Below are 21,443 nucleotides of genomic sequence, written 5' to 3' on the forward strand. Positions count from 1 at the left end.
CGCCGCCGGTGGTCCACGATCCTGGCCACGTCCGGGGTCCCCGTAAGTTCTGTCTCCTCGCGAGAAGCGAGGCTGACCCGTCTTTGGAGTAACCCGTGGCTGCCAACTGCGACGTCTGCGGCAAGGGGCCGGGCTTCGGCAACAACATCTCGCACTCGCACCGCCGCACCCGCCGTCGTTGGAACCCCAACATCCAGACGGTGCGCGCTGTGGTCGGTCGGACCCCGAAGCGGCTCAACGTCTGCACCTCGTGCATCAAGGCCGGCAAGGTCTCGCGCTAGGCGCAACGGCCGCCCCGCGCGAGCGGGATTCCGGTTGCCAGGGCCGGTCCACAGAATGTGTGGACCGGCCTTTACGCATGCCTTCAGCCGGCCTGGTCGGCGCGATCGGAGCGGTCCGCCGACCGCCAGCCGTGGTCGACCGGCCCGAGGCCCGCGCCCAGCGGGAAGCCCGCCTCGATCGCGCCCGTGACGTACTCCTTGGCCTCCGCCACGGCCTGTGGGACCTCGAGCCCGCCCGCCAGATAGGTGGCGATCGCCGCGGCGAGCGTGCACCCCGTCCCATGGGTGTGGCGGTTGTCGTAGCGGGGCGCCCGCAGCCAGTGCTCCTCGGTGCCGTCCGTGAGCAGATCGACCGCGTCGCCCGCCAGATGGCCGCCCTTGATCAGCACCCATTGCGGGCCGTGGGCCAGCACCGCCCCGGCCGCCCGCCGCAGATCGCCCTCCGACTCCACCCGGACGCCGGTGAGCTGGGCGACCTCGTCCAGATTGGGGGTGGCGACGGTCGCGGTCGGCAGCAGCTTCGTACGGACCGCGTCGAGCGCCTCGGCGGCCAGCAGCGGATCGCCGTGCTTGGAGACCCCGACCGGGTCGACGACCACCGGGGCGGTGAAGCCCGCGAGAAGCGCGGCGACGGTCTCGACGAGCTCGGCGCTCGCCAGCATGCCGGTCTTGACCGCCTGGACGCCGATGTCGTCGACGACGCTGCGGAACTGGGCCCGGACGGCCTCGGCGGGCAGCTCCCAGGCGCCCTGCACGCCCAGCGAGTTCTGCGCCGTCACCGCGGTGATCACGCTCATGCCGTGCGCGCCCAGGGCCAGCATCGTCTTCAGATCGGCCTGGATGCCCGCACCACCGCCGGAGTCCGATCCGGCGACGCTGAGAACACGTACGGGTGCCGCGGCATCGCGCGGTAGACGAGTGAGACGAGGAGAATTCGGCATGCGGCCGAATCTACTCGGCGCCCTTGTCCTGTCCGAAATGGTCCCAGCCCGCGTGCAGCCAGGGGGCTCCGTCCACCGTCACCTGAGGCAGCGCCGAGGGGTTCAGCACCTCGCCGATCACCTTCCAGCGGGCCGGGAGCTTCACATCGGGCGGGAAGGTGGCCACGATCGCGTGGTCCTCTCCCCCGCTGAGCACCCACTGGAGCGGGTCGACGCCCACCGCCTGGCCGATGTCCGACATCTGCGAGGGGATGTCAATGTCTCCCGAGCACAGATCGATACGGACTTGGCTGGCGTCCGCGATGTGCCCGAGGTCGGCGACGAGCCCGTCGCTCACATCGGTCATGGCGGTCGCTCCGAGCCCGGCGGCGGCGGGGCCCGCGTGGTACGGCGGCTCCGGCCGCCGGTGCGCCTCGACGAAGGCGCGCGGCGAGCGGAAGCCGCGCGAGAGCACCGCGTGCCCGGCCGCCGACCAGCCCAGCCAGCCGGTGACCGCGACAACGTCGCCCGGCTGGGCACCAGATCGGGTGACCGGCTCATGGTTGCGCAGATCGCCCAGGGCGGTGATCGCGACGGTGATGGTGTCGCCGCGCACCACATCGCCGCCGACCACGGCCGCGCCCGCCACCTGGCACTCGTCGCGGATGCCGTCCATCAGCTCGGCGGGCCAGGTCACCGGGAGGTCGGCGGGGACCACCAGGCCGAGCAGCAGCGCGGTCGGGACCGCGCCCATCGCCGCGATGTCGGCCAGGTTCTGGGCCGCGGCCTTACGGCCGACGTCATAGGCGGTGGACCAGTCCCGGCGGAAGTGCCTGCCCTCCAGCAGGACGTCCGTACTGGCCACGACCCTGCGGTCCGGTGCGGCCACAACCGCGGCGTCGTCACCGGGCCCCAGCTTCACCGCCGGGGTGGTGGTGAGCCGGGAAGTGAGCTCTCTGATGAGCCCGAACTCCCCCAACTCGCCCACGGTGCCCTTCATCCCATCGCCCCTTCGTGCTCGTGGCCCTGCGCCCGCCGCGCCGCGCTCGTCGCGCGGGTCTCCCCTCGCCGCCTGGCGACGCGGTACCGTGGCGTCCCTTCTCCCCACATGATCCTCGTAGCCGCCCTGGAGGTTCCGTGGTACAGGCGTACATCCTGATCCAGACCGAGGTCGGCAAGGCGTCGACCGTGGCCGACGTCATCGCCAAGCTCCCGGGGGTGATACAGGCCGAGGACGTGACGGGCCCCTACGACGTGATCGTGCGCGCCCAGGCCGACACGGTGGATGACCTCGGCCGCATGGTGGTCGCGAAGGTCCAGCAGGTGGACGGGATCACCCGCACCCTGACCTGCCCGGTCGTCCATCTCTAGCTCCCCGTATGCTCAGCCGGTGAATTCCGCACACCGTAGTCTCACCCGTAGGCGCGTCCCGCTGTCCGCCGCGGCGGCGCTGGTCCTGCTGTCGGCGGCCGGTTGCTCCTTCACCGAGGATTCCGACGACTCCGGCGCACCCGCGGTTCCCACGCCGTCGCCGCAGGCGGCGTCGGTGTGCCGGGCGTTGCACAAGGAACTGCCCACGACCGTGGACGGGCTGAAGCGGCGCACCGCCGGGCCCGCCTCGGACTTCACCGCCGTCTGGGGCGACCCCGCCGTGCAGCTGCGCTGTGGGGTCGCCCGCCCGGAGGCGCTGACCGCCTCGACCCGGTCGGCCGAGGTGAACGGGGTCGACTGGCTGCCCGAGAAGCAGAAGCACGGCTATCGCTTCACCACCGTACTGCGGCGGGCGTATGTGGAGGTGACGGTGCCTGCGAGGTACGCGCCCGAGGTGAACCCGCTGCTCGACCTCGCCCACGCCGTCAAGAAGACCGTGCCGAAGGGCGTGGCCTAGGGCCGCCCGGACCGGGCTCGGGCGGCCTAGCGCAGCCCTGTCGAGCGGCGCAGCGCGGCCTGGATGAGCCGGTCCACCAGCTCGGGGTAGCTCACACCGCTCTCCTGCCACATGCGCGGGTACATGGAGATCGGGGTGAAGCCCGGCATGGTGTTGACCTCGTTGATCACGAACTCGCCGCTGTCCAGCAGGAAGAAGTCGGCGCGCACCAGCCCCTCGCAGGACACCGCGTCGAACGCGCGCACCGCGAGCTCCTGGACCCGTGCGGTCTGCTCCTCGGTGAGGGGCGCGGGCACGATGCCGTCCGCCGAGTCGATGTACTTCGCCTCGAAGTCGTAGAAGTCGTGGGAGGAGACCGGCGGGATCTCGGCGGGGAAGCTGGCGCGCGGCCCGTCCTCGAATTCCAGCACCCCGCATTCGATCTCGCGACCGCGCAGCAGCGCCTCCACGATGACCTTCGGGTCGTGGCGCCGGGCCTCCTCGACCGCCGCGTCGAGCGATGCCTCGTCGTCGACCTTGGTGATGCCGATCGACGAGCCCGCGCGCGCGGGCTTCACGAAAACCGGCCAGCCGTGCTCCCCGGCGAAGTCGACGATCTTCTTACGGGCGGCGGAAGGATCCTGCTCCCACTGGCGGGGGCGGATCACCTCGTACGGGCCGACGGGCAGCCCGAAGGAGATGAACACCCGCTTCATGTACTCCTTGTCCATGCCGACGGCGGAGGCGAGCACTCCGGCGCCCACGTACGGCACGCCGGACAGCTCCAGCAGCCCCTGGAGGGTGCCGTCCTCGCCGTAGGGGCCGTGCAGCATGGGGAAGACCACATCGACGTCGCCCAGCGCCTTGGGCACCGCCCCCGGCTCGCTGTAGACGACCTCGCGGTTCCCCGGGTCCACCGGGAGCACGACCGAGCCCTCCGCGGACTCGGCGAGCCGTTCGACGCTGGGCAGCTCACGGTTGGCGATGGCCATCCGGTCGGGCTCGTCGGCGGTCAGCGCCCAACGGCCGTCCGCCGTGATGCCGATCGGCAGCACGTCGTACTTCTCGCGGTCGATGGCGCGCAGCACGGCGCCCGCGGTGACCACCGAGATGGCGTGCTCGGAGCTGCGGCCGCCGAAGACGACGGCGACGCGCGGCTTCCGCGGCTCGCCTGCGGAGGAAGCCGGGACAGGGCGTGGGGAAGGGGTCTGGCTGCTCATATCGCGTTGAGGTTACCTTGCGGTTCGTACGGCGTCAGTGTCGCTCGGCCTTGGCGCTGCGCGACATCAGCTCTTTGAGGGCGACGAGCGGCGGTTTGCCGTCGTGCACGATGCCGACCACGGTTTCGGTGATGGGCATGTCGACGTCGTAGCGGCGGGCGAGATCCAGCACGGACTCGCACGACTTGACGCCCTCCGCGGTCTGCCTGGTGACCGCGATGGTCTCCTCCAGTGTCATTCCGCGGCCCAGATTGGTGCCGAAGGTGTGGTTGCGGGAGAGCGGGGAGGAGCAGGTGGCGACGAGGTCGCCCATGCCCGCGAGGCCCGCGAAGGTGTGCGCGTCGGCACCCATCGCCAGGCCCAGCCGGGTCGTTTCGGCGAGGCCGCGGGTGATGAGCGACGCCTTGGCGTTGTCGCCGAGCCCCATGCCGTCGGCGATGCCCACGGCCAGCGCGATGACGTTCTTCACCGCGCCGCCCAGCTCGCAGCCGACCACGTCGGTGTTGGTGTACGGGCGGAAGTACGAGGTGTGGCAGGCGGTCTGGAGGCGGCGCGCCACGCTCTCGTCACGGCAGGCCACGACGGAGGCGGCGGGCTGGCGGGCGGCGATCTCCTTGGCGAGGTTGGGCCCGGTCAGCACCGCCACCCGGCCGGCGACCTCCACACCGGGCGACGCCTTGCCGACGACTTCCTCGATGACCTCGCTCATCCGCTTCGCCGTGCCGAGTTCGACGCCCTTCATCAGGGAGACCAGCACGGTGTCGGCGGGCAGCAGCGGCGCCCACGCGGCGAGGTTTGCGCGCAGCGTCTGGGAGGGCACCGCGAGGACGGTGAACTCCGCGTCGCGGGCCGCGAGGGCCGGGTCGGTGGTGGCCGACACCCCCAGCGGCAGCTCGGCCCCCGGCAGATAGTCGGGGTTGGTGCGGCCCCTGTTGATGGCCTCGGCCAGCTCGGCGCGGCGGCCCCACAGCGTCACCTCACAGCCGGCGTCGGCGAGCACCATCGCGAAGGCGGTGCCCCAGGAGCCGGTGCCGAAGACGGCGCAGCGCGTCACTTGCTCTCCTCTTCGGCCACGGGGCGCGGCTGGTCGGCGGCGTGGGGCTTGGTGGCACGGGGCCGGACGGCGTGCGGCCTGGCGGACCGCAATTCCTTCGTCCCGGCGGGCGCGGGCACTCCGCGGACCTCGGCGAGGAGGTCGGTGATGGCGGCCATGATGATGTCGGTGGCCGCCCGCAGCACCTCCACGGTCGGCTCCTGCCCGTAGAACTCGGACAGGTCCACCGGCGGGCCCGCGAGCACTTTGAGGGTCTTGCGGGGGAAGAGCCGGACCTTCTTCTCCTTGGCGTACGGCGGCACGGCCTCGTTAGCGCCCCACTGGGCGACCGGGATGACCGGGGCCTTGGTGAGCAGCGCGACGCGCGCCGCGCCCGTCTTGCCGCGCATGGGCCACAGGTCGGGGTCGCGGGTGAGGGTGCCCTCGGGGTAGAAGGCCACGCACTCGCCCCTGTTGATGGCGTCCACGGCGGCCCGGAAGGCGTTGGCGGCGTCGGTCGACTCGCGGTAGACGGGGATCTGGCCGGTGCCACGCAGCATCGTGCCGAGGAAGCCGCCCCTGAAGAGCGCGGCCTTGGCGAGGAATCGCGGCACGCGTCCGGTGTTGTACTGGAAGTGCGCGTAGGAGAGCGGGTCGAGATACGAGTTGTGATTGATCGCAGTGATAAATCCACCGTCGGCGGGAATGTGCTCCATTCCGTGCCAGTCCCGCTTGAACAGAACCACGAGCGGCGGTTTGACCAAGACCGCTGCCGTGCGGTACCAGAAGCCGATTCTGCGGCCGGACACTCGGAACATCCTCTCTTGGACCCTGCTGACCTGCTGGCTTACTGCCGTCCGGGCAGCCGCACAAGTGTCGCTCCAGGTACCCGGTCTGTCGAGGACACCGTAACCCCGCAGGTCCCGGGCGAGCCGGGCAGCAGACGAGAATGAGGCCCGTGGGAACAAAGGGAGCCCGTGTGGCCTGGACGCTGGTGGTGCCGCTGAAGCCCTTGTCACGGGCGAAGAGCAGGCTTTCCGACGCCGCGCGGGACGGTCTGCGGCCCAGGCTCGCGCTCGCGTTCGCGCAGGACACGGTAGGCGCGGCGATGGCGAGCCGGTGGGTGCGGGGCGTGATGGTCGTCACCGACGATCCGCTCGCCGGGCGCGAGCTGTCGGCCCTCGGCGCCCGGATTCTGCCCGACCCGCCGGGGCGCGGTCTGAACGCGGCGCTCACGCACGGCGCCCGCGCGGTGCGCCAGGAGCGGCCGGAGGCCGCCGTGGCGGCGCTGAACGCCGATCTCCCGGCCCTTCGGGCCACGGAGCTCGACCAGGTGCTCGAAGCCGCCCACGGCTTCTCACGCGCCTTTCTGGCGGATGCGGCGGGGGTGGGTACGACGCTGCTCTCGGCGGCGCCGGGCGTCGAGCTCGCCCCGGCCTTCGGCGGCGCCTCACGGGCCCGGCACCGGGCGTCGGGGGCGCGCGAGATCGACCTGGCGGGGGTGGACTCGGTGCGGCGCGACGTGGATACCGCCGAAGATCTGCGCGCGGCTCTGGCCCTGGGCGTCGGCGCCCATACGAGGGCTAGGGTGGCGGTCATGCAGGGAACCGCCTACACGTACGACCCCGAGACCCGCGCCGGCAGTGTGCTGCTCGACGACGGCACCCCGTTGCCGTTCGACGCCGCGGCCTTCGACGCCGGGGGGCTGCGGATGCTGCGCCCGGGACAGCGGGTGCGGATCGAGGTGGAGGGCGAGGGAGAGACCCGGCGGGTCGTCTTCATCACCTTGCAGACGTTCTAAACACCGCGGGCCGGGCTCCCTCGGGGAGCCCGGCCCGGCGCGGCGTGACGGTGCTGCTGTGCTGCTGTGCTGCTGTGCTGCTGAGCTGCGCCGCTGACTAGCGCTTCCTGGCGGCGGTGGTCTTCTTGGCGGTGGTCTTGCGCGCGGTGGTCTTGCGCGCCGGAGCCTTCTTCGCGGCGGCCTTCTTGGCGGCCGTCTTCTTCGCCGGCGCCGCGGGGGCCTTCTTCGCCGTGGTCTTGGCGGGGGCCTTCTTCGCGGCGGCCTTCTTGGCGGCCTTCGCCGGCGCCGCCTTCTTCGCGGCGGCCTTCTTGGCGGCCGCCTTCTTCGCGGCGGCCTGGAGGCTGCCCTTGGGGGCCTTCTTCACGGCGACCTCACCGCCGCGCGGCAGCTTCTTCGAGCCGCTCACCAGGTCCTTGAAGCCCTGGCCCGCACGGAAGCGGGGCACGGAGGTCTTCTTGACCCGGACCCGCTCTCCGGTCTGCGGGTTGCGGGCGTAGCGGGCGGGACGCTCCACCTTCTCGAACGAGCCGAATCCAGTGACCGAAACTCGCTCCCCGGCTACGACCGCCCGGACGATGGCGTCCAGGACCGCGTCGACGGCTTCGGCGGCCTGCTGACGGCCTCCGACCTTGTCGGCAATCGCTTCTACGAGCTGCGCCTTGTTCACGTCTTCCCCTTCGGAGACATTGCCGGAACGAATGTGTTCAAGCTTTTTCGCACGTTAGGCAGATATATACCGCAAATCAAACACGAAACGGGCTAATCACCCTTGTGCCGCAACGCACTCGATCGTCACGGACCGTCGGAGTCGGGATCTTCGGGGAAACGCCCCTCGTCGAGGTCGTTCATGAACCGCTCCAGACGCCTTGCCGCGTCTGCGAGATCGTGTTTCGCCGCTGAGGTGATGACCAGCAGCTTCCGGGACAGCGCCATCCGTACGCCCTCCGGGACTTGCAGTGTGCGCACCCTTGTGTGCGCTTCCTTGAGCCGGGCGGCGACGAGACCGTAGAGCTCGAGTTGGCCGTCGCGTTCCATGCACTGATTGTGCCATCTGAGGCGAGTTGTCGCTTCACGGGGCCTCAACATGACGATGCGCCGCCAGTCCGAGTACTGGCGGCGCATCATGCCAAACCTGCTCTGTACAGGGAGAACCGGGGGGTCAGACCTCCGCCGTGCTCGGCTTGAAGGAGGGGCGACGAACCTCGTACGCGGCGATGTCCGCCTCCTCCCTGAGGGTGAGACTGATGTCGTCCAGGCCCTCCAGGAGTCGCCACCGAGCGTTCTCGTCAAGCTCAAAATCAGCCGTGATTCCCTCGGCTCGGACCTGACGGTCGACGAGGTCCACGGTGACCTCCGTGGTGGGGTCCGACTCGACCAGCTTCCACAGCCGGTCCACGGTCTCCTGCGGCAGGACGACGGTCAGCAGGCCGTTCTTGAGGGAGTTGCCGCGGAAGATGTCGGCGAAGCGGGACGAGATGACGGCCTTGAAGCCGTAGTTCTGCAGTGCCCACACCGCGTGCTCGCGCGAGGAGCCGGTACCGAAGTCGGGGCCGGCCACCAGAACCGTCCCGCCCTTGTACTCGGGGCGGTTGAGCACGAAGTCCGGGTCCTTGCGCCAGGCCTCGAAGAGCCCGTCCTCGAAGCCGTCGCGGGTGACCTTCTTGAGCCAGTGCGCGGGGATGATCTGGTCCGTGTCGACGTTGCTGCGCCGCAGCGGAACGGCCCGGCCGGTGTGCGTGGTGAAAGCTTCCATGGCTCTTAGGCCCCCACGGGAGTCGATACGGCGGCGTCGGACAGATCGGCGGGCGAGGCCAGATGGCCGAGCACCGCGGTGGCGGCGGCGACCTGCGGCGAGACGAGGTGCGTACGGCCGCCCTTGCCCTGCCGGCCCTCGAAGTTGCGGTTGGACGTGGACGCCGAGCGCTCACCGGGCGCAAGCTGGTCGGGGTTCATGCCCAGACACATCGAGCAGCCCGCGTGCCGCCACTCGGCGCCGGCCTGGGTGAACACCTTGTCCAGCCCCTCCTCCACGGCCTGCAGCGCGACCCGCACCGAGCCGGGGACCACCAGCATCCGTACGCCGTCGGCCACCGAACGGCCGGACAGGACCGAGGCGGCGGAGCGCAGGTCCTCGATGCGGCCGTTGGTGCAGGAGCCGACGAAGACGGTGTCGACCTTGATGTCACGCAGCAGCTGACCCGCCGTCAGACCCATGTATTCCAGGGCCTTCTCGGCGGCGTACTGCTCGCTGGCGTCCTCGAAGCCGGCGGGGTCGGGGACCGAGGCCGACAAGGGCGCGCCCTGGCCGGGGTTGGTGCCCCAGGTGACGAACGGGGCGAGCCCGGAGGCGTCGATGACGACCTCACGGTCGAAGACCGCGTCGTCGTCGCTGCGCAGGGTGCGCCAGTACGCGACCGCGGCGTCCCAGTCGGCGCCCTTCGGGGCGTGCGGCCGGCCCTCCAGGTAGGCGAAGGTGGTCTCATCCGGGGCGATCATGCCCGCGCGGGCGCCCGCTTCGATGGACATGTTGCACACGGTCATCCGGGCCTCCATCGAGAGCTTCTCGATGGCGGAGCCGCGGTACTCGATCACATAGCCCTGGCCGCCGCCCGTGCCGATCTTCGCGATGATCGCCAGGATCAGGTCCTTGGCGGTGACGTCCTCGGGCAGCTCGCCCTCGACGGTGATCGCCATGGTCTTGAAGGGCGCGAGCGGCAGCGTCTGGGTGGCCAGCACATGCTCGACCTGGCTGGTGCCGATGCCGAACGCGAGCGCGCCGAAGGCGCCGTGGGTGGAGGTGTGGCTGTCACCGCAGACGACGGTCGTACCGGGCTGGGTCAGTCCCAGTTGCGGTCCCACCACGTGGACCACGCCCTGCTCGACATCGCCGAGCGGGTGCAGACGGACGCCGAACTCCGCGCAGTTCTTGCGCAGCGTCTCCAACTGGGCGCGGGAGACGGGGTCGGCGATCGGCTTGTCGATGTCGAGGGTGGGGGTGTTGTGGTCCTCGGTCGCGATGGTGAGGTCGGTACGACGGACCTGGCGGCCGGCCTTGCGAAGGCCGTCGAACGCCTGCGGGCTGGTCACCTCGTGCAGCAGGTGCAGATCGATGAAGAGGAGGTCGGGCTCGCCTTCGGCGTGCCGGACGACATGGTCGTCCCAGACCTTCTCCGCGAGTGTCCGTCCCATCGCTTTCCCTCCGGCCGGCGTCGCTGCCGGCCCAACTCGTGTGGAGTGCGTGCCCTGGTCTGCGGGCCCGCCATTTACAGAGTGGCGGGTATCCCGGAAAATTGAACTTGCGTTTCACACTGTGAGACGCGAGTATCGTTTCATGGACAACTCTAGCGGCGTCGGCGTTCTCGACAAGGCGGCTCTGGTACTGAGCGCTCTGGAGTCCGGTCCGGCCACCCTCGCCGGGCTGGTCGGGGCGACCGGTCTCGCGCGCCCCACGGCGCACCGGCTCGCGGTAGCACTGGAACACCACCGGATGGTGGCGCGTGACATGCAGGGCCGCTTCATCCTGGGCCCGCGCCTGGCCGAGCTGGCCGCGGCGGCGGGCGAGGACCGGCTGCTCGCCACGGCCGGGCCCGTACTCACCCATCTCCGGGATGTGACCGGCGAGAGCGCGCAGCTCTACCGGCGCCAGGGTGATATGCGGATCTGTGTCGCGGCGGCGGAGCGGCTGTCCGGACTGCGGGACACCGTGCCGGTCGGCTCCACGCTGCCCATGAAGGCCGGCTCGGCCGCCCAGATTCTGATGGCCTGGGAGGAGCCGGAGCGGCTGCACCGCGGGCTGCAGGGCGCCCGCTTCACGGCGACGGCCCTGTCGGGCGTACGGCGGCGGGGCTGGGCGCAGTCGATCGGCGAGCGCGAGCCGGGCGTCGCCTCCGTCTCGGCGCCCGTGCGCGGCCCCTCCAACCGCGTGGTCGCCGCCGTCTCGGTCTCCGGACCGATCGAGCGGCTGACGCGGCACCCGGGCCGGATGCACGCCCAGGCGGTCATCGACGCGGCCGCCCGCCTCTCGGACGCGCTGCGCCGCGGCAATTGATCACCGCGTTACGGCGCCCGCTCCCCCTGGTGCCCCCCTACCCCTACGCCCCCCTTCAGCGACAGCCGGTCGGCCGCGCGCTCGCCGCGGCGGCCGACCGGGACGACTCCGGTGGCCTTGCCCAGCCCGAACGCCGGCATGTCGTAGTAGATCGCCTCATGCGCACCAGCCGGTACGGCGTACGTCTCGTGCCAGATGCCGACCTTCCCCCGCCCCTCCCGCGCCCGCCGGTTGAACGCGGCCCAGGCCGGGCGGTGCTCCTTGTCCTGCGCCGAGGCGTACGCCAGAAGCTTCTCGTGCGAGTCCCAGTACTGGACGATGTACAGCACCCGCGGCGGCCCGACCAGCAGCTGGTAGCCCAGCAGCCCGCTCTCCTTGTCCCGTGACAGCTCGCACAGCATCGGCGGCATGGCCTTGAAGACCGGCAGCCAGCTGCGCAGCGCGCGGAAACGGTTGACGCGCATCCCGATGAGGAAGACGGTCACCTCCCCCTCGGTCTCGGCGGTCATACGGCCTTCGATCACATCGGCATCATGGTGATCCCCTCGTTCCGACGTCGCGATCAGTGCGGGCGTATTGGATAGTGGAACTCTCCAATAGTTGGTTAGTGGCACTCTCCACGCGGAGGCACAAGGGAAAACGGCAAAGGGAAAGGTGCACAGGGGCATGCGACTGGCGGAGCCGAGCGAGCGCAGCGGGGTGTCCACCGCGACCATCAAGTACTACCTGCGCGAAGGGCTGCTGCCGCCCGGCGAGCGCCTCACCGCCACGAAGGCCGAGTACGGGGAGGAGCATCTGCGCAGGCTGCGGCTGGTGCGGGCGCTGATCCAGGTCGGCCGGATGCCGGTGGCCACCGCGCGCGAGGTGCTGAAGTCCGCCGAGGACGAGTCTCTGAGCCCGCATCTGCGGCTGGGAGCCGCGGTCTGGGCGCTGCCGCACGGCCCCGGACCCGATGAGGGCGCCCCGGAGACGGCCCGGGCCCGGGAGCAGGCGGACGCCCTGCTGGAACGGCTCGACTGGACCCACAACCAGGGGGCCGGCGACCCCTCCCCCGCCTACCGGATGCTGGTCGAGGCCATTGCCTCACTCGCCCGCCTCGGATACCCGCACGACACCGACCACTTGCTGCCGTACGCCCGGCTGGTGTCCCAACTGGCCGTCCACGAACTGGATGTGGTGGAGACGTACGACACGCCCACCGAGCAGATCGAGGCGTCCGTCGCCCTGACCGTGCTGTACGAGCCGGTACTGCTGAGCCTGCGGCGGCTCGCCCAGACCGGGGAGTCCAGCCGCCGCTTCGACCAGGCATAAGACGAAAAGGCCCTCCGTGTCACCACGGAGGGCCTTCGCTCTGTACCCCCGACCGGATTCGAACCGGCGCTACCGCCTTGAGAGGGCGGCGTGCTAGGCCGCTACACAACGGGGGCCTGAATCAGCACAACCTGTACTGCGCTGGGCTACCAGGACTCGAACCTAGACCAAATGAACCAGAATCACTCGTGCTGCCAATTACACCATAGCCCATGGTATAGACCAGTACCCCCGACCGGATTCGAACCGGCGCTACCGCCTTGAGAGGGCGGCGTGCTAGGCCGCTACACAACGGGGGCCCTAGCGATCTCCATAACCGCTGGAGATCCGTACCCCCGACCGGATTCGAACCGGCGCTACTGCCTTGAGAGGGCAGCGTGCTAGGCCGCTACACAACGGGGGCTTGGTCCTGCTTTGATCAAGAGATCTCCGAGGAAACCGAGGAGATCTCTTGCTGGGGTACCAGGACTCGAACCTAGACTAAGTGAACCAGAATCACTCGTGCTGCCAATTACACCATACCCCACCAAAACGCCACCCCCAGAAGGGTTTTGTTTGGCCTGCGCCTTCGGCCCGGCCTCTCGGCCCGCCCGTAGGCGCAGGAAGAACATTACCCGATGGTGGACGGGCCACCAAAACGGTATCGCCGCGCGGCGGGGGCCGGCTACCCCGGCTGGATGCCCTCGCAGCCCAGCAGGAGAGACGACGGGCCGACCGGCCTGGCTGTACGTCGGCCAGCCCACCCGGTGCGACTGCGGACGAGCAGCTACGCGGCCAAATCAGCCGGCTCTGCACGGGTCCGCAGGGTCCGGAAGACCACTCGCAGTTCCTCGATCTCCTCGTCAGTGAAGAAATCGTCGATGAGCCCCCTGTCGGTGAACGGCGCCTTGTACAAGTGCTGCATGCGGATCCAGCCGTTCTTCGCGATGAAGTCGACGATCAAGTCCAGGAAGTGCGTCTGGCGCGAGGTGAGCCCCCGCTCGATCCACGCGGAATTGACGCTGCTCAGTCCTCCAGCCAATCCTGTGGCCGCCCTCCCCGGGCGGCCACAGACGGACGCCTGGCAGGAAACGGTCACGGTTTTCCGATGTCGACCGCCCACACCCCCGTGCCGTCATACGCCTCCGGCCGTGCCGTCAGCACCTGCCCGTCCGTCGGCTCCGAGACGGCGGCGAAGACGGCGTGTGCGTACGCCCAGTCGACACCCGCGCCCACCGCCTGCTCGACTGCCGCCGTACCCGCGAAGTCGAGCGGAAGGAACTCCAGCCCGGGCAGAGCCCCCACATGCGCCGCCGCGTCCGGGAGTTCCAGGCTCGCCGCGACCAGGCACAGCGCCGGCACCTGAGCGCGCTGCGCCGGGTCGTCGACCTCGACGACGGCAAGACCGGAGAGCAGCCGATGCCCACGGCACAGGGCGAGGACCGCGGTATGGTCCAGGATGATCAACGACGGCTCCCCACCTGACGGGCCGCGATCGCCGTGCGCCAGTCCTGCGCTTCGCGCACATCGTCGTCTGTGAAGTCCGGGCTCAGGTTCGCACGGACATAAGCGACGCCCCTGGCCGTGCGCTCAGCCTTCTCGTCAGCGGTGGGGGTGGCGGCGACGACCCGTTCCACGTACGCGCGCGTACTCAGGCCGCGCTCTTCGGCGAGGGTGCGCAGACGGTCTCTTGTGTCATCGCTGATCTTGATGGTGGTGTCAGCCATGGACAGAGAATACCAATGAATACCAGGTGGGCGGGCGGTCACGTGGTCCGCGGCACAAACGGAGGGGCGGCCACCGGCATCCGGTGGCCGCCCCTCAACACACGAAGAGCCGCTTAGGCCGACAGCTTGGCCAGTGCCGCGTCGATGCGGGCCAGTGTGCGCTCGCGCCCCAGGACCTCCAGGGACTCGAACAGCGGCAGGCCGACCGTGCGGCCGGTGACGGCGACGCGCACCGGAGCCTGGGCCTTGCCCAGTTTGAGGCCGTGCTCCTCACCGGCGGCGAGGACCGCCTCCTTGAGGGGCTCGGCCTTCCACTCCGCCTCGGCGATCTTCGTACGGGCGGTGGCGAGCAGCGCTTCCGCGCCCGGCTTCATGGCCTTGGCCCACGACGCCTCGTCCTCCACCGGCTCTTCCAGGAAGAGGAAGTCGACGTTGGCGGTGATGTCGGACAGGACCGTCAGCCGGGTCCGGGCCAGCGGGGCCAGCGCCTCGAAGGCGGCCGCGTCGAAGGACTCCGGGGCCCACGGCGCGTGCGGCGCCTTCAGCCAGGGGTCGCACGCCTCGATGAACGCCTTCACGTCCAGCTGCCTGATGTGGTCCGCGTTGATCGCCTCGGCCTTCTTGAGGTCGAAGCGCGCCGGATTGGCGTTCACATCGGAAATGTCGAACGCGGCGACCATCTCCTCCAGCGAGAAGACATCCCGGTCGGCCGAGATCGACCAGCCCAGCAGCGAGAGGTAGTTGAGCAGTCCCTCGGGGAGGAAGCCGCGCTCCCGGTAGAGGTTCAGCGAGGACTGCGGATCGCGCTTGGAGAGCTTCTTGTTGCCCTCGCCCATGACATACGGGAGGTGGCCGAAGGCGGGCACCAACCCGGTGCCCACGCCGATCTCGGCGAGTGCGCGGTAGAGCGCGACCTGGCGTGGGGTGGAGGAGAGCAGATCCTCGCCCCGGAGCACATGCGTGATCTCCATCAGCGCGTCGTCGACGGGGTTGACGAGCGTGTAGAGCGGGGCGCCGTTGGCCCGCACGATGCCGTAGTCCGACACGTTCTCGGGCGTGAAGGTCAGCTCGCCGCGGACCAGGTCGGTGAAGGTGATCGGCTCGTCGGGCATCCGGAAGCGGACGATCGAGGCGCGCCCCTCGGCCTCGTACGCCGCGATCTGCTCGGCGGTCAGCGAGCGGCAGGTGCCGTCGTAGCCGGAGGGCCGGCCGGCCTTGCGGGCCGCCTCGCGGCGCTCCTCCAGCTCTTCCGCGGTGCAGTAGCAGCGGTAGGCGTGGCCGGCCTCCAGGAGCTTGTCCGCGACGCCCCGGTAGATGTCCATCCGCTCCGACTGGCGGTACGGCGCGTGCGGGCCGCCCACCTCGGGGCCCTCGTCCCAGTCGAAGCCCAGCCAGCGCATCGCGTCCAGCAGCTGCGCGTAGGACTCCTCGGAGTCACGGGCGGCGTCGGTGTCCTCGATGCGGAAGACCAGGGTGCCGCCGTGGTGACGGGCGAAGGCCCAGTTGAACAGGGCGGTGCGGACCAGGCCGACATGGGGGTTGCCGGTCGGCGAGGGACAGAAACGAACCCGCACGGGGGCGGAGGAGCTTGCGCTAGCCACGCGTGATCACCTTGTTGGTGAGAGTGCCGATGCCTTCGATGGTGACGGCGACCTCGTCGCCGACGGCGAGGGGGCCGACGCCCGCCGGGGTGCCGGTGAGCACGACGTCGCCGGGGAGCAGCGTCATCGCCTCGGTGATGTGCACGATCAGATCCTCGATCGAGCGCACCATGTCGCTCGTACGGCCCAGCTGCCGCTGTTCACCGTTGACCGTGCACATGATGCCGAGATCACCGGCGCGCGCCAGGTCGATGTCGGTCTCCACCCAGGGGCCCAGCGGGCAGGAGGTGTCGAAGCCCTTGGCCCGCGCCCACTGCTGCTCGCGCCGCTGCGCGTCGCGCGCGGTGATGTCGTTGCCGCAGGTGTAGCCGAGGATGACGTCCTTGACGCGCTCTCGCGGGACCTCACGGCACATCCGGCCGATGACCACGGCCAGCTCGGCCTCGTGGTGCACCTCGGAGGAGAAGGGGGGGTAGACGACGGGGTCGCCGGGGCCGATCACGGAGGTGGACGGCTTGAAGAAGACGACCGGGACGTCGGGGACCTCGTTGCCGAGTTCGGCGGCGTGCTCGCGGTAGTTGCGGCCGATCCCGACGACCTTGTTGGGCAGGACCGGCGGCAGCAGCCGGACCTTGCTCAGCGGGATCTTCTGGCCCGAGCGCTCGAATTCGGCGAAGGGGTGGCCCTTGACGATGTCGACGACGGGGCCGTCCTGACCGGACGGCTCGCCCTCGACCACGCCGAAGGCGACGTTGCCGTCGATGGAGAATCTGGCGATGCGCACGGGAAGCTTTCGCCCCTTAACTGAACTCACTGGAGACTGACGCTCCAGGCTATCGCTCCGCGTCCCGCGCGCCGCTGCCTCGCCTCCGGCGGGCGGTACGGCCCGCCGCGCCCCGTCGGCTCAGTGGCCGGGGACCTCGGTGAGCACGGTGCGCTTGGGGTTCGCGGTCTGGGTCGGCAGATCGACGGGGTGCTCCGGCTGCTCGTCGGTCGCGGTCCGCAGCTCCTCGGCGTCCTTCAGATGCGCCAGGGTGGTGCGCCGCGGGTTGGCTATGGTGCGGAACATCATCGTCGTCTTCACTGGGTCCATGCCTCGCTGTTGTCGTTTCGACCGGCTGTGTAAAGCGTCAGGCTAGATGCGGCCTTGCCCAAGATTTCTGGGAAAAAGTCGCCAGCGGCGTGTGATTTTGCTCACGAACGATCGGGCAAATGCCGCATAGGAGACAGCCGATCCAATCAGGCTAAACGGACAATGCAGCCCTGAACCTGACGTTCCGCTCTTGATCATCGCTAGCCGGACACCGGGTTACCGCGATCGACTCGCTCATAAAAGTCCGTTATCGCCAACATGACTTTCTACGTCCGGTAATAAGGTCCGCACTGAGCGTCACACGGATCACACCTTATCCCTTGCCCTTGTTGCAGCATCCGGCACTGTGCTGGAATTCCCGGGACCGCCGCGGGAAGAAACCGGCGCGCACGGGGGCGCAGGACAGAGGCGCCGAGCGGCGGGGGTTCCTCTTGTCGATACGAAAGGAAGCGCGCCGGTCACTCACGACCGACAGGGGGGATCGCGGTCCCCCATGACTCGACACCGCTTCACCGTTCATCCGGTGGAGCGCCTGGTCCAGAGGTTGCGACGCTAGTGCAGGGACGTTTCAAGAGGGATGGCAGCGCTTCGGCGGACCCGGAGCTGCGCGGCGCGACCGACCGCGGCTCCTCGCCCCAGCGCGCCCAAGGCACCGCCAGGACGCCGGGCGACCAGGGCCCCGAGCCCGGTGCGGCCGGCGCCACACAGACCAGTGCGCCCAGCGGCGGCACACAAGCCCCCGAGCAGCCCAAACCGAAGGCCGCCGCCAGCGGGCCCGGGACCCGCATGGCCCTGCGCAACTGGCGCATCAGCACCAGGCTGGTCTCCCTGCTCGCGCTCCCCGTGGTCGCGGCGACCACCCTGGGGGCCCTGCGCATCCAGGACTCGCTCGACAACATCGAGCAGCTCGACCAGATGAAGCTGCTCACCGAGATGACGCAGCAGGCCACCCAGCTGGCGAGCGCCCTCCAGGAGGAGCGCGACAAGTCGGCCGGTCCGCTGGCCGGCAAGGGCAACGACAAGGACGACCGGGTCGTCTCGACGCGCGAGGACTCCAACCGCGCCATCGCGGCGTTCCGTAACGCCACCGACGAGATCGACCCCGGCGATCAGTCGATGGCCGGTGTCCAGTCGACCCTCGTCGACATCAGCCGCCAGCTCGGCAAGATCAACGAGATCCGTGACACGGCGTACGACAACAGTCAGTACTACTCACTGACCGTCCAGAACTACAACGAGCTGATCAACTCGCTGCTGTCGCTCTCCCAGGACATGGCGCAGGCGACCAGCAACCGCGCGATGATCAACAACACCCGCGCGCTCGCCACCTTCTCCTCCGCCAAGGAGTACGCCTCGATCCAGCGCGCGCTGATCAGCGCCGCGCTCGCCGATCCGGACGGCGCCGAGTTCTCCGCCAACGACCGCCGCTTCGCCAAGACCGCGGTGGACAAGGAGAACGAGGCGCTCGGCCGCTTCAAGCAGATCCGCCAGGGCAACTCCGAGGATCTGCTCGAACCGCTGGACGGCCGCCCGGACATCAAGGCGGCGACCATGTACGCCGACCGCGCGGTGCGCGACCCGGACGGGCTCAAGGCCGACAAGCGCACGGATCTGGACTGGTACGACCAGGACAGCATCAAGATCGAAGAGATGGGCAAGATCGAGCAGACGCTGCTCAGCGAGATGCAGCAGAAGGCTCGTGATCTCCGTCAGTCCGCCCAGCAGGACGCGATCATCAACGGTGCGCTGATCCTGCTCGTCCTCGGCGTCTCCCTGGTCGGCGCGTTCGTCGTCGCCCGCTCCATGGTCCGCTCGCTGCGCCGGCTGCAGGACACCGCGCAGGACGTCGCCCAGAAGCGGCTGCCCGAGCTGGTCAAGCAGCTCTCCGAGTCCGACCCGCAGGACGTGGACACCTCCGTCGAGTCCGTCGGGGTGCACAGCCGGGACGAGATCGGCAAGGTGGCCACGGCCTTCGACGACGTGCACCGCGAGGCGGTCCGGCTCGCCGCCGAGCAGGCGCTGCTGCGAGGCAACGTCAACGCGATGTTCACCAACCTCTCGCGCCGCAGCCAGGGCCTCATCCAGCGCCAGCTCTCGCTCATCTCCGAGCTGGAGAGCCGCGAGGCCGACCCGGACCAGCTGTCCTCGCTCTTCAAGCTGGACCACCTCGCCACCCGTATGCGCCGTAACGGCGAGAACCTCCTGGTCCTCGCGGGCGAGGAACCCGGCCGCCGCTGGACCCGGCCGGTCCCGCTGGTGGACGTGCTCCGCGCGGCGGCCTCCGAGGTGGAGCAGTACGAGCGCATCGAGCTCAGCTCGGTCCCGGCGACCGAGGTCGCGGGCCGGGTCGTCAACGACCTCGTCCACCTGCTCGCCGAGCTGCTGGAGAACGCCACCTCCTTCTCCTCACCGCAGACCAAGGTCAAGGTCACCGGTCACGCACTGCCCGACGGGCGGGTGCTGGTCGAGATCCACGACACCGGTATCGGGCTCTCGCCCGAGGACCTGGCCGCGATCAACGAGCGGCTGGCCAGCCCGCCCACCGTCGATGTGTCGGTGTCCCGGCGCATGGGTCTGTTCGTGGTCGGCCGGCTGTCGCTGCGCCACGGCATCCGTATCCAGCTGAGGCCGTCCGACTCCGGCGGTACGACCGCGCTTGTCATGCTGCCGGTCGATGTCGCCCAGGGCGGCAGGAAGCCGGGGGCACAGGGCCCCGGTGGCGGCAAGGCGGGCCCGGGCGCCCCGGGCGGCGGCAACGGCGGACCGGGCAACGGTTCGGCGGGGCTGCTCGGCGCGGCGCCCTCGCGGCGTCAGGTCCCGGGGTCGGGTTCGCGCGCCGCGCTGCCCGGCAACGGCGGCGGCACCGGCCTGCCGCCCCGGCCGGTCGCTGCCGGGGCGGGCCCCTCGGGCAGCGCCCCGTCCGGCGGCCCCAGCCTCTTCGAGGGCGGACGGCCTCCCGGCCCCCGGAACAACGCCCCCTCGGGCCCCGGCGGCCTGGGTGACTCCTCCGGTCGTCCCCCGCTGCCGGGGCGCGGCGAGGGCCCGACCGTCGCCCCGCCGACCGGCGCCCCCAGACGCGCCGACGCGGGCGACCGGGGCGGCCGCCCGCAGCTGCCCCCGCGCGACCCCGCGCCCGAGCTCCCCGCCTCCACGCAGCCCGGCACCAGCTGGGGCGCGCGCCGCGCCGCGTCGGGCGAGGACGACTGGCCGACGGCGCCGCGTGACGCGGGAGACACCCCGCGTGGCCATGACGAGGCCGAGTCCACGGGCCGGTTCGCCCGCCCGGACCTCGGTGGCTCCACGGGGGGCCGCGATGCGTTCGGCAGCAGCGGGCCCGGCGACACCGGCGAGCTGACCCAGCTGAGCGACGGCCCCAACATGTTCGAGCCCCGGCGCGGGCCCGGCGACACCGGCGAGTTCGCGATGCCCGGCCGGCAGGACGTGCCGCCCGCGCGCGGCCCGCAGGGCGGCCGCGGACCGGGCGACACCGCCCAGTTCGAGCGCCCCGACTACAGCCGCGGCCCCGGCGACACGGGCCAGTTCGCCCGGCCGGAGCTCGGCCAGGGTCCCGGCAACACGGGCCAGTTCGCCCGGCCGGAGCTCGGCCAGGGTCCCGGCAACACCGGCGAATACGCCCGGCCGGAGATCAACGGTCCCGGTGACACCGGCGAGTTCCCGCTGCCCCAGGGCGGGCAGGGCGAGCGCGACGGCCGCCGGACGGACGACGCGCTGCCGCCCGCCGGCCCCGGCGACGGCCGTACGCCGATCTTCGACACCATCGAGTCCAACTGGCGCCACCAGGCCGAGGACACCGGCAGGCCCGGCGCGGGCACGAGGGACGCGGGCCCGTCGAACACCGGCTCCCAGGGCGAGGGCCGACGGTTCCCGTCCCAGCCGTCCCACCCGTCGCGGTCCGGGTTCAGCGCGCCTGAGCCGCCCGCGCCCGGGCGCCCGGCCTCGGCCGTACCGCCCGCCCCGCGCCGCGAGCCGCAGCCGGCGTCCCGGGGCACCGGTGAGTTCGCCGGAAGCAAGGGATCCACCGGTGCCAACGGCGCCGCGGCAGGCGGCCTGGGCAGCGCTGGTTCCCACTGGCGCACGTCGTCCGCCAACGACGAGCGCTGGCGCCGCGCCGAGCAGATCCGCGAGCCCGCCGCCGGCGGTCTCACGTCGTCCGGGTTGCCACGGCGGGTGCCGCGCGCGAATCTCGTGGAGGGCGCCGCGACGCAGGCGCCGCAGCAGCCCGACCGGACGGGGCCGCAGGTGTCGCGCGCACCGAATGATGTACGCGGAAGGCTGACCAACCTCCGCCGGGGGATTCAGCAGGGCCGTCAGGCCGGAACCGGCCCCGACGGCAATCACGATCGCGGCATAGGCCCGACTTACCAGCAGGAGCGTTAGTTGAGCCCGATGAGCCAGGCGGCGCAGAATCTGAACTGGTTGATCACCAATTTCGTGGACAACACCCCCGGGGTGTCCCACACCGTGGTGGTCTCCGCCGACGGACTCCTTCTGGCGATGTCCGAAGGCTTCCCCCGTGACCGAGCCGATCAACTGGCGGCGGT

At 70.6% G+C, this 21,443-nt stretch carries 23 protein-coding genes, 5 tRNA genes and 1 pseudogene; 8 read left to right on the forward strand and 21 right to left on the reverse strand.

What is annotated here, in order from left to right:
* The first annotated feature begins 95 nt into the window (after positions 1 to 95).
* Positions 96 to 281 carry a 50S ribosomal protein L28 gene (gene rpmB / locus ABZS71_RS19795; protein WP_009714771.1) on the forward strand — a complete coding sequence of 62 codons (186 nt, stop codon included), beginning with the start codon at positions 96 to 98 and terminating at the stop codon, positions 279 to 281.
* Positions 282 to 364: 83 nt separating this feature from the next.
* Here the strand turns inward: rpmB and thiD are convergent, their stop codons facing one another.
* Together thiD and ABZS71_RS19805 are read right to left on the reverse strand one after the other, a co-directional pair.
* A complete protein-coding gene (gene thiD / locus ABZS71_RS19800) occupies positions 365 to 1,222 on the reverse strand; it encodes a bifunctional hydroxymethylpyrimidine kinase/phosphomethylpyrimidine kinase (protein WP_356211756.1) in 858 nt (285 codons plus the stop codon).
* Positions 1,223 to 1,232: 10 nt separating this feature from the next.
* Positions 1,233 to 2,201, reverse strand: coding sequence for a thiamine-phosphate kinase (locus tag ABZS71_RS19805; protein WP_355846268.1), 969 nt, complete (start codon positions 2,199 to 2,201; stop codon positions 1,233 to 1,235).
* 137 nt (positions 2,202 to 2,338) lie between these two features.
* Between ABZS71_RS19805 and ABZS71_RS19810 the strand changes: the two genes are divergently transcribed.
* Both ABZS71_RS19810 and ABZS71_RS19815 read left to right on the forward strand, forming a co-directional pair.
* A complete protein-coding gene (locus ABZS71_RS19810; protein WP_355846265.1) occupies positions 2,339 to 2,572 on the forward strand; it encodes an Lrp/AsnC ligand binding domain-containing protein in 234 nt (77 codons plus the stop codon).
* Between the two features lie 19 nt (positions 2,573 to 2,591).
* Entirely contained in the window at positions 2,592 to 3,089 is a 498-nt protein-coding gene (locus ABZS71_RS19815) for a DUF3515 domain-containing protein (protein WP_355846262.1), read from the forward strand.
* A gap of 26 nt (positions 3,090 to 3,115) precedes the next feature.
* Here ABZS71_RS19815 and ABZS71_RS19820 read toward each other — a convergent pair whose 3' ends face one another.
* The 3 genes from ABZS71_RS19820 to ABZS71_RS19830 are packed head-to-tail and all read right to left on the reverse strand — an operon-like array spanning position 3,116 to position 6,130.
* Positions 3,116 to 4,288: a D-alanine--D-alanine ligase family protein gene (locus ABZS71_RS19820; RefSeq protein WP_356211759.1), complete on the reverse strand. Its 1,173-nt coding sequence runs from the start codon at positions 4,286 to 4,288 to the stop codon at positions 3,116 to 3,118.
* Between the two features lie 34 nt (positions 4,289 to 4,322).
* Positions 4,323 to 5,342 carry an NAD(P)H-dependent glycerol-3-phosphate dehydrogenase gene (locus ABZS71_RS19825; RefSeq protein ID WP_355846256.1) on the reverse strand — a complete coding sequence of 340 codons (1,020 nt, stop codon included), beginning with the start codon at positions 5,340 to 5,342 and terminating at the stop codon, positions 4,323 to 4,325.
* Complete coding sequence (locus ABZS71_RS19830; protein WP_356211762.1) at positions 5,339 to 6,130, reverse strand: lysophospholipid acyltransferase family protein; 792 nt, start codon at positions 6,128 to 6,130, stop codon at positions 5,339 to 5,341. The genes ABZS71_RS19825 and ABZS71_RS19830 overlap by 4 nt, the downstream gene beginning before the upstream one ends.
* A 170-nt stretch (positions 6,131 to 6,300) precedes the next feature.
* Here ABZS71_RS19830 and cofC point away from each other — a divergent pair.
* Positions 6,301 to 6,900: pseudogene (gene cofC, locus ABZS71_RS19835) on the forward strand (2-phospho-L-lactate guanylyltransferase); the annotation flags it as partial.
* 319 nt (positions 6,901 to 7,219) lie between these two features.
* Here the strand turns inward: cofC and ABZS71_RS19840 are convergent.
* From ABZS71_RS19840 to leuC, 4 genes are all read right to left on the reverse strand, one after another.
* Entirely contained in the window at positions 7,220 to 7,789 is a 570-nt protein-coding gene (locus ABZS71_RS19840) for an HU family DNA-binding protein (RefSeq protein ID WP_356211765.1), read from the reverse strand.
* Between the two features lie 125 nt (positions 7,790 to 7,914).
* Positions 7,915 to 8,157, reverse strand: coding sequence for a hypothetical protein (locus tag ABZS71_RS19845; RefSeq protein ID WP_356211767.1), 243 nt, complete (start codon positions 8,155 to 8,157; stop codon positions 7,915 to 7,917).
* Between the two features lie 124 nt (positions 8,158 to 8,281).
* Entirely contained in the window at positions 8,282 to 8,875 is a 594-nt protein-coding gene (gene leuD / locus ABZS71_RS19850) for a 3-isopropylmalate dehydratase small subunit (RefSeq protein ID WP_356211770.1), read from the reverse strand.
* A 5-nt stretch (positions 8,876 to 8,880) separates the two neighbouring features.
* Entirely contained in the window at positions 8,881 to 10,311 is a 1,431-nt protein-coding gene (gene leuC, locus ABZS71_RS19855) for a 3-isopropylmalate dehydratase large subunit (RefSeq protein WP_355846241.1), read from the reverse strand.
* 142 nt (positions 10,312 to 10,453) lie between these two features.
* Here leuC and ndgR point away from each other — a divergent pair, with 142 nt between their 5' ends.
* Entirely contained in the window at positions 10,454 to 11,170 is a 717-nt protein-coding gene (gene ndgR / locus ABZS71_RS19860; RefSeq protein WP_055547339.1) for an IclR family transcriptional regulator NdgR, read from the forward strand.
* Positions 11,171 to 11,178: 8 nt separating this feature from the next.
* Here ndgR and ABZS71_RS19865 read toward each other — a convergent pair whose 3' ends face one another.
* Positions 11,179 to 11,679, reverse strand: coding sequence for a DUF4188 domain-containing protein (locus ABZS71_RS19865; RefSeq protein WP_356211796.1), 501 nt, complete (start codon positions 11,677 to 11,679; stop codon positions 11,179 to 11,181).
* A gap of 157 nt (positions 11,680 to 11,836) precedes the next feature.
* Here ABZS71_RS19865 and ABZS71_RS19870 point away from each other — a divergent pair, with 157 nt between their 5' ends.
* Positions 11,837 to 12,481 (forward strand): MerR family transcriptional regulator, encoded by a 645-nt coding sequence (locus ABZS71_RS19870; RefSeq protein WP_356211772.1) that lies wholly within the window; start codon positions 11,837 to 11,839, stop codon positions 12,479 to 12,481.
* 43 nt (positions 12,482 to 12,524) lie between these two features.
* On the opposite strand, the gene ABZS71_RS19875 is transcribed toward ABZS71_RS19870, so the two are convergent.
* The 11 genes from ABZS71_RS19875 to ABZS71_RS19925 form a co-directional block, all read right to left on the reverse strand.
* Positions 12,525 to 12,597: transfer RNA gene (locus ABZS71_RS19875), tRNA-Glu, on the reverse strand.
* Positions 12,598 to 12,622: 25 nt separating this feature from the next.
* Positions 12,623 to 12,694, reverse strand: a tRNA-Gln gene (locus ABZS71_RS19880).
* A 13-nt stretch (positions 12,695 to 12,707) separates the two neighbouring features.
* A tRNA-Glu gene (locus ABZS71_RS19885) sits at positions 12,708 to 12,780 on the reverse strand.
* Positions 12,781 to 12,811: 31 nt separating this feature from the next.
* Positions 12,812 to 12,884, reverse strand: a tRNA-Glu gene (locus ABZS71_RS19890).
* A 51-nt stretch (positions 12,885 to 12,935) separates the two neighbouring features.
* Positions 12,936 to 13,007 (reverse strand) — tRNA-Gln (locus tag ABZS71_RS19895).
* Positions 13,008 to 13,247: 240 nt separating this feature from the next.
* Positions 13,248 to 13,559, reverse strand: a complete 312-nt coding sequence (locus ABZS71_RS19900; protein ID WP_356211774.1) for a type I restriction-modification enzyme R subunit C-terminal domain-containing protein — start codon at positions 13,557 to 13,559, stop codon at positions 13,248 to 13,250.
* Positions 13,556 to 13,927 (reverse strand): hypothetical protein, encoded by a 372-nt coding sequence (locus ABZS71_RS19905; RefSeq protein ID WP_355846228.1) that lies wholly within the window; start codon positions 13,925 to 13,927, stop codon positions 13,556 to 13,558. The genes ABZS71_RS19900 and ABZS71_RS19905 overlap by 4 nt, the downstream gene beginning before the upstream one ends.
* Positions 13,924 to 14,187 carry a hypothetical protein gene (locus ABZS71_RS19910; RefSeq protein WP_355846225.1) on the reverse strand — a complete coding sequence of 88 codons (264 nt, stop codon included), beginning with the start codon at positions 14,185 to 14,187 and terminating at the stop codon, positions 13,924 to 13,926. The genes ABZS71_RS19905 and ABZS71_RS19910 overlap by 4 nt, the downstream gene beginning before the upstream one ends.
* A gap of 113 nt (positions 14,188 to 14,300) precedes the next feature.
* Positions 14,301 to 15,788: a glutamate--tRNA ligase gene (gene gltX / locus ABZS71_RS19915; RefSeq protein WP_356211777.1), complete on the reverse strand. Its 1,488-nt coding sequence runs from the start codon at positions 15,786 to 15,788 to the stop codon at positions 14,301 to 14,303.
* Positions 15,781 to 16,572: a fumarylacetoacetate hydrolase family protein gene (locus ABZS71_RS19920; RefSeq protein WP_355846219.1), complete on the reverse strand. Its 792-nt coding sequence runs from the start codon at positions 16,570 to 16,572 to the stop codon at positions 15,781 to 15,783. The genes gltX and ABZS71_RS19920 overlap by 8 nt, the downstream gene beginning before the upstream one ends.
* A gap of 120 nt (positions 16,573 to 16,692) precedes the next feature.
* A complete protein-coding gene (locus tag ABZS71_RS19925) occupies positions 16,693 to 16,872 on the reverse strand; it encodes a hypothetical protein (RefSeq protein WP_355846498.1) in 180 nt (59 codons plus the stop codon).
* Positions 16,873 to 17,436: 564 nt separating this feature from the next.
* On the opposite strand from ABZS71_RS19925, the gene ABZS71_RS19930 reads away from it, so the two are divergent.
* Both ABZS71_RS19930 and ABZS71_RS19935 read left to right on the forward strand, forming a co-directional pair.
* A complete protein-coding gene (locus ABZS71_RS19930) occupies positions 17,437 to 21,279 on the forward strand; it encodes a nitrate- and nitrite sensing domain-containing protein (RefSeq protein WP_356211779.1) in 3,843 nt (1,280 codons plus the stop codon).
* A 9-nt stretch (positions 21,280 to 21,288) separates the two neighbouring features.
* The coding region (locus tag ABZS71_RS19935) for a roadblock/LC7 domain-containing protein (RefSeq protein WP_356211799.1) at positions 21,289 to 21,443 on the forward strand (155 nt) is incomplete at its 3' end.

Source organism: Streptomyces sp. NPDC005393 (assembly GCF_040606675.1).
GTDB lineage: Bacteria > Actinomycetota > Actinomycetes > Streptomycetales > Streptomycetaceae > Streptomyces.

Excerpts from the sequence above, each read along its gene's own strand:
- ABZS71_RS19870 (WP_356211772.1), top strand. The coding sequence starts at position 11,837 with ATGCGACTGGCGGAGCCGAGCGAGCGCAGCGGGGTGTCCACCGCGACC.
- thiD (WP_356211756.1), bottom strand. The coding sequence starts at position 1,222 with ATGCCGAATTCTCCTCGTCTCACTCGTCTACCGCGCGATGCCGCGGCA.
- ABZS71_RS19820 (WP_356211759.1), bottom strand. The coding sequence starts at position 4,288 with ATGAGCAGCCAGACCCCTTCCCCACGCCCTGTCCCGGCTTCCTCCGCA.
- ABZS71_RS19845 (WP_356211767.1), bottom strand. The coding sequence starts at position 8,157 with ATGGAACGCGACGGCCAACTCGAGCTCTACGGTCTCGTCGCCGCCCGG.
- ABZS71_RS19910 (WP_355846225.1), bottom strand. The coding sequence starts at position 14,187 with ATGGCTGACACCACCATCAAGATCAGCGATGACACAAGAGACCGTCTG.
- ABZS71_RS19865 (WP_356211796.1), bottom strand. The coding sequence starts at position 11,679 with ATGACCGCCGAGACCGAGGGGGAGGTGACCGTCTTCCTCATCGGGATG.
- ndgR (WP_055547339.1), top strand. The coding sequence starts at position 10,454 with ATGGACAACTCTAGCGGCGTCGGCGTTCTCGACAAGGCGGCTCTGGTA.
- leuC (WP_355846241.1), bottom strand. The coding sequence starts at position 10,311 with ATGGGACGGACACTCGCGGAGAAGGTCTGGGACGACCATGTCGTCCGG.
- ABZS71_RS19805 (WP_355846268.1), bottom strand. The coding sequence starts at position 2,201 with ATGAAGGGCACCGTGGGCGAGTTGGGGGAGTTCGGGCTCATCAGAGAG.
- leuD (WP_356211770.1), bottom strand. The coding sequence starts at position 8,875 with ATGGAAGCTTTCACCACGCACACCGGCCGGGCCGTTCCGCTGCGGCGC.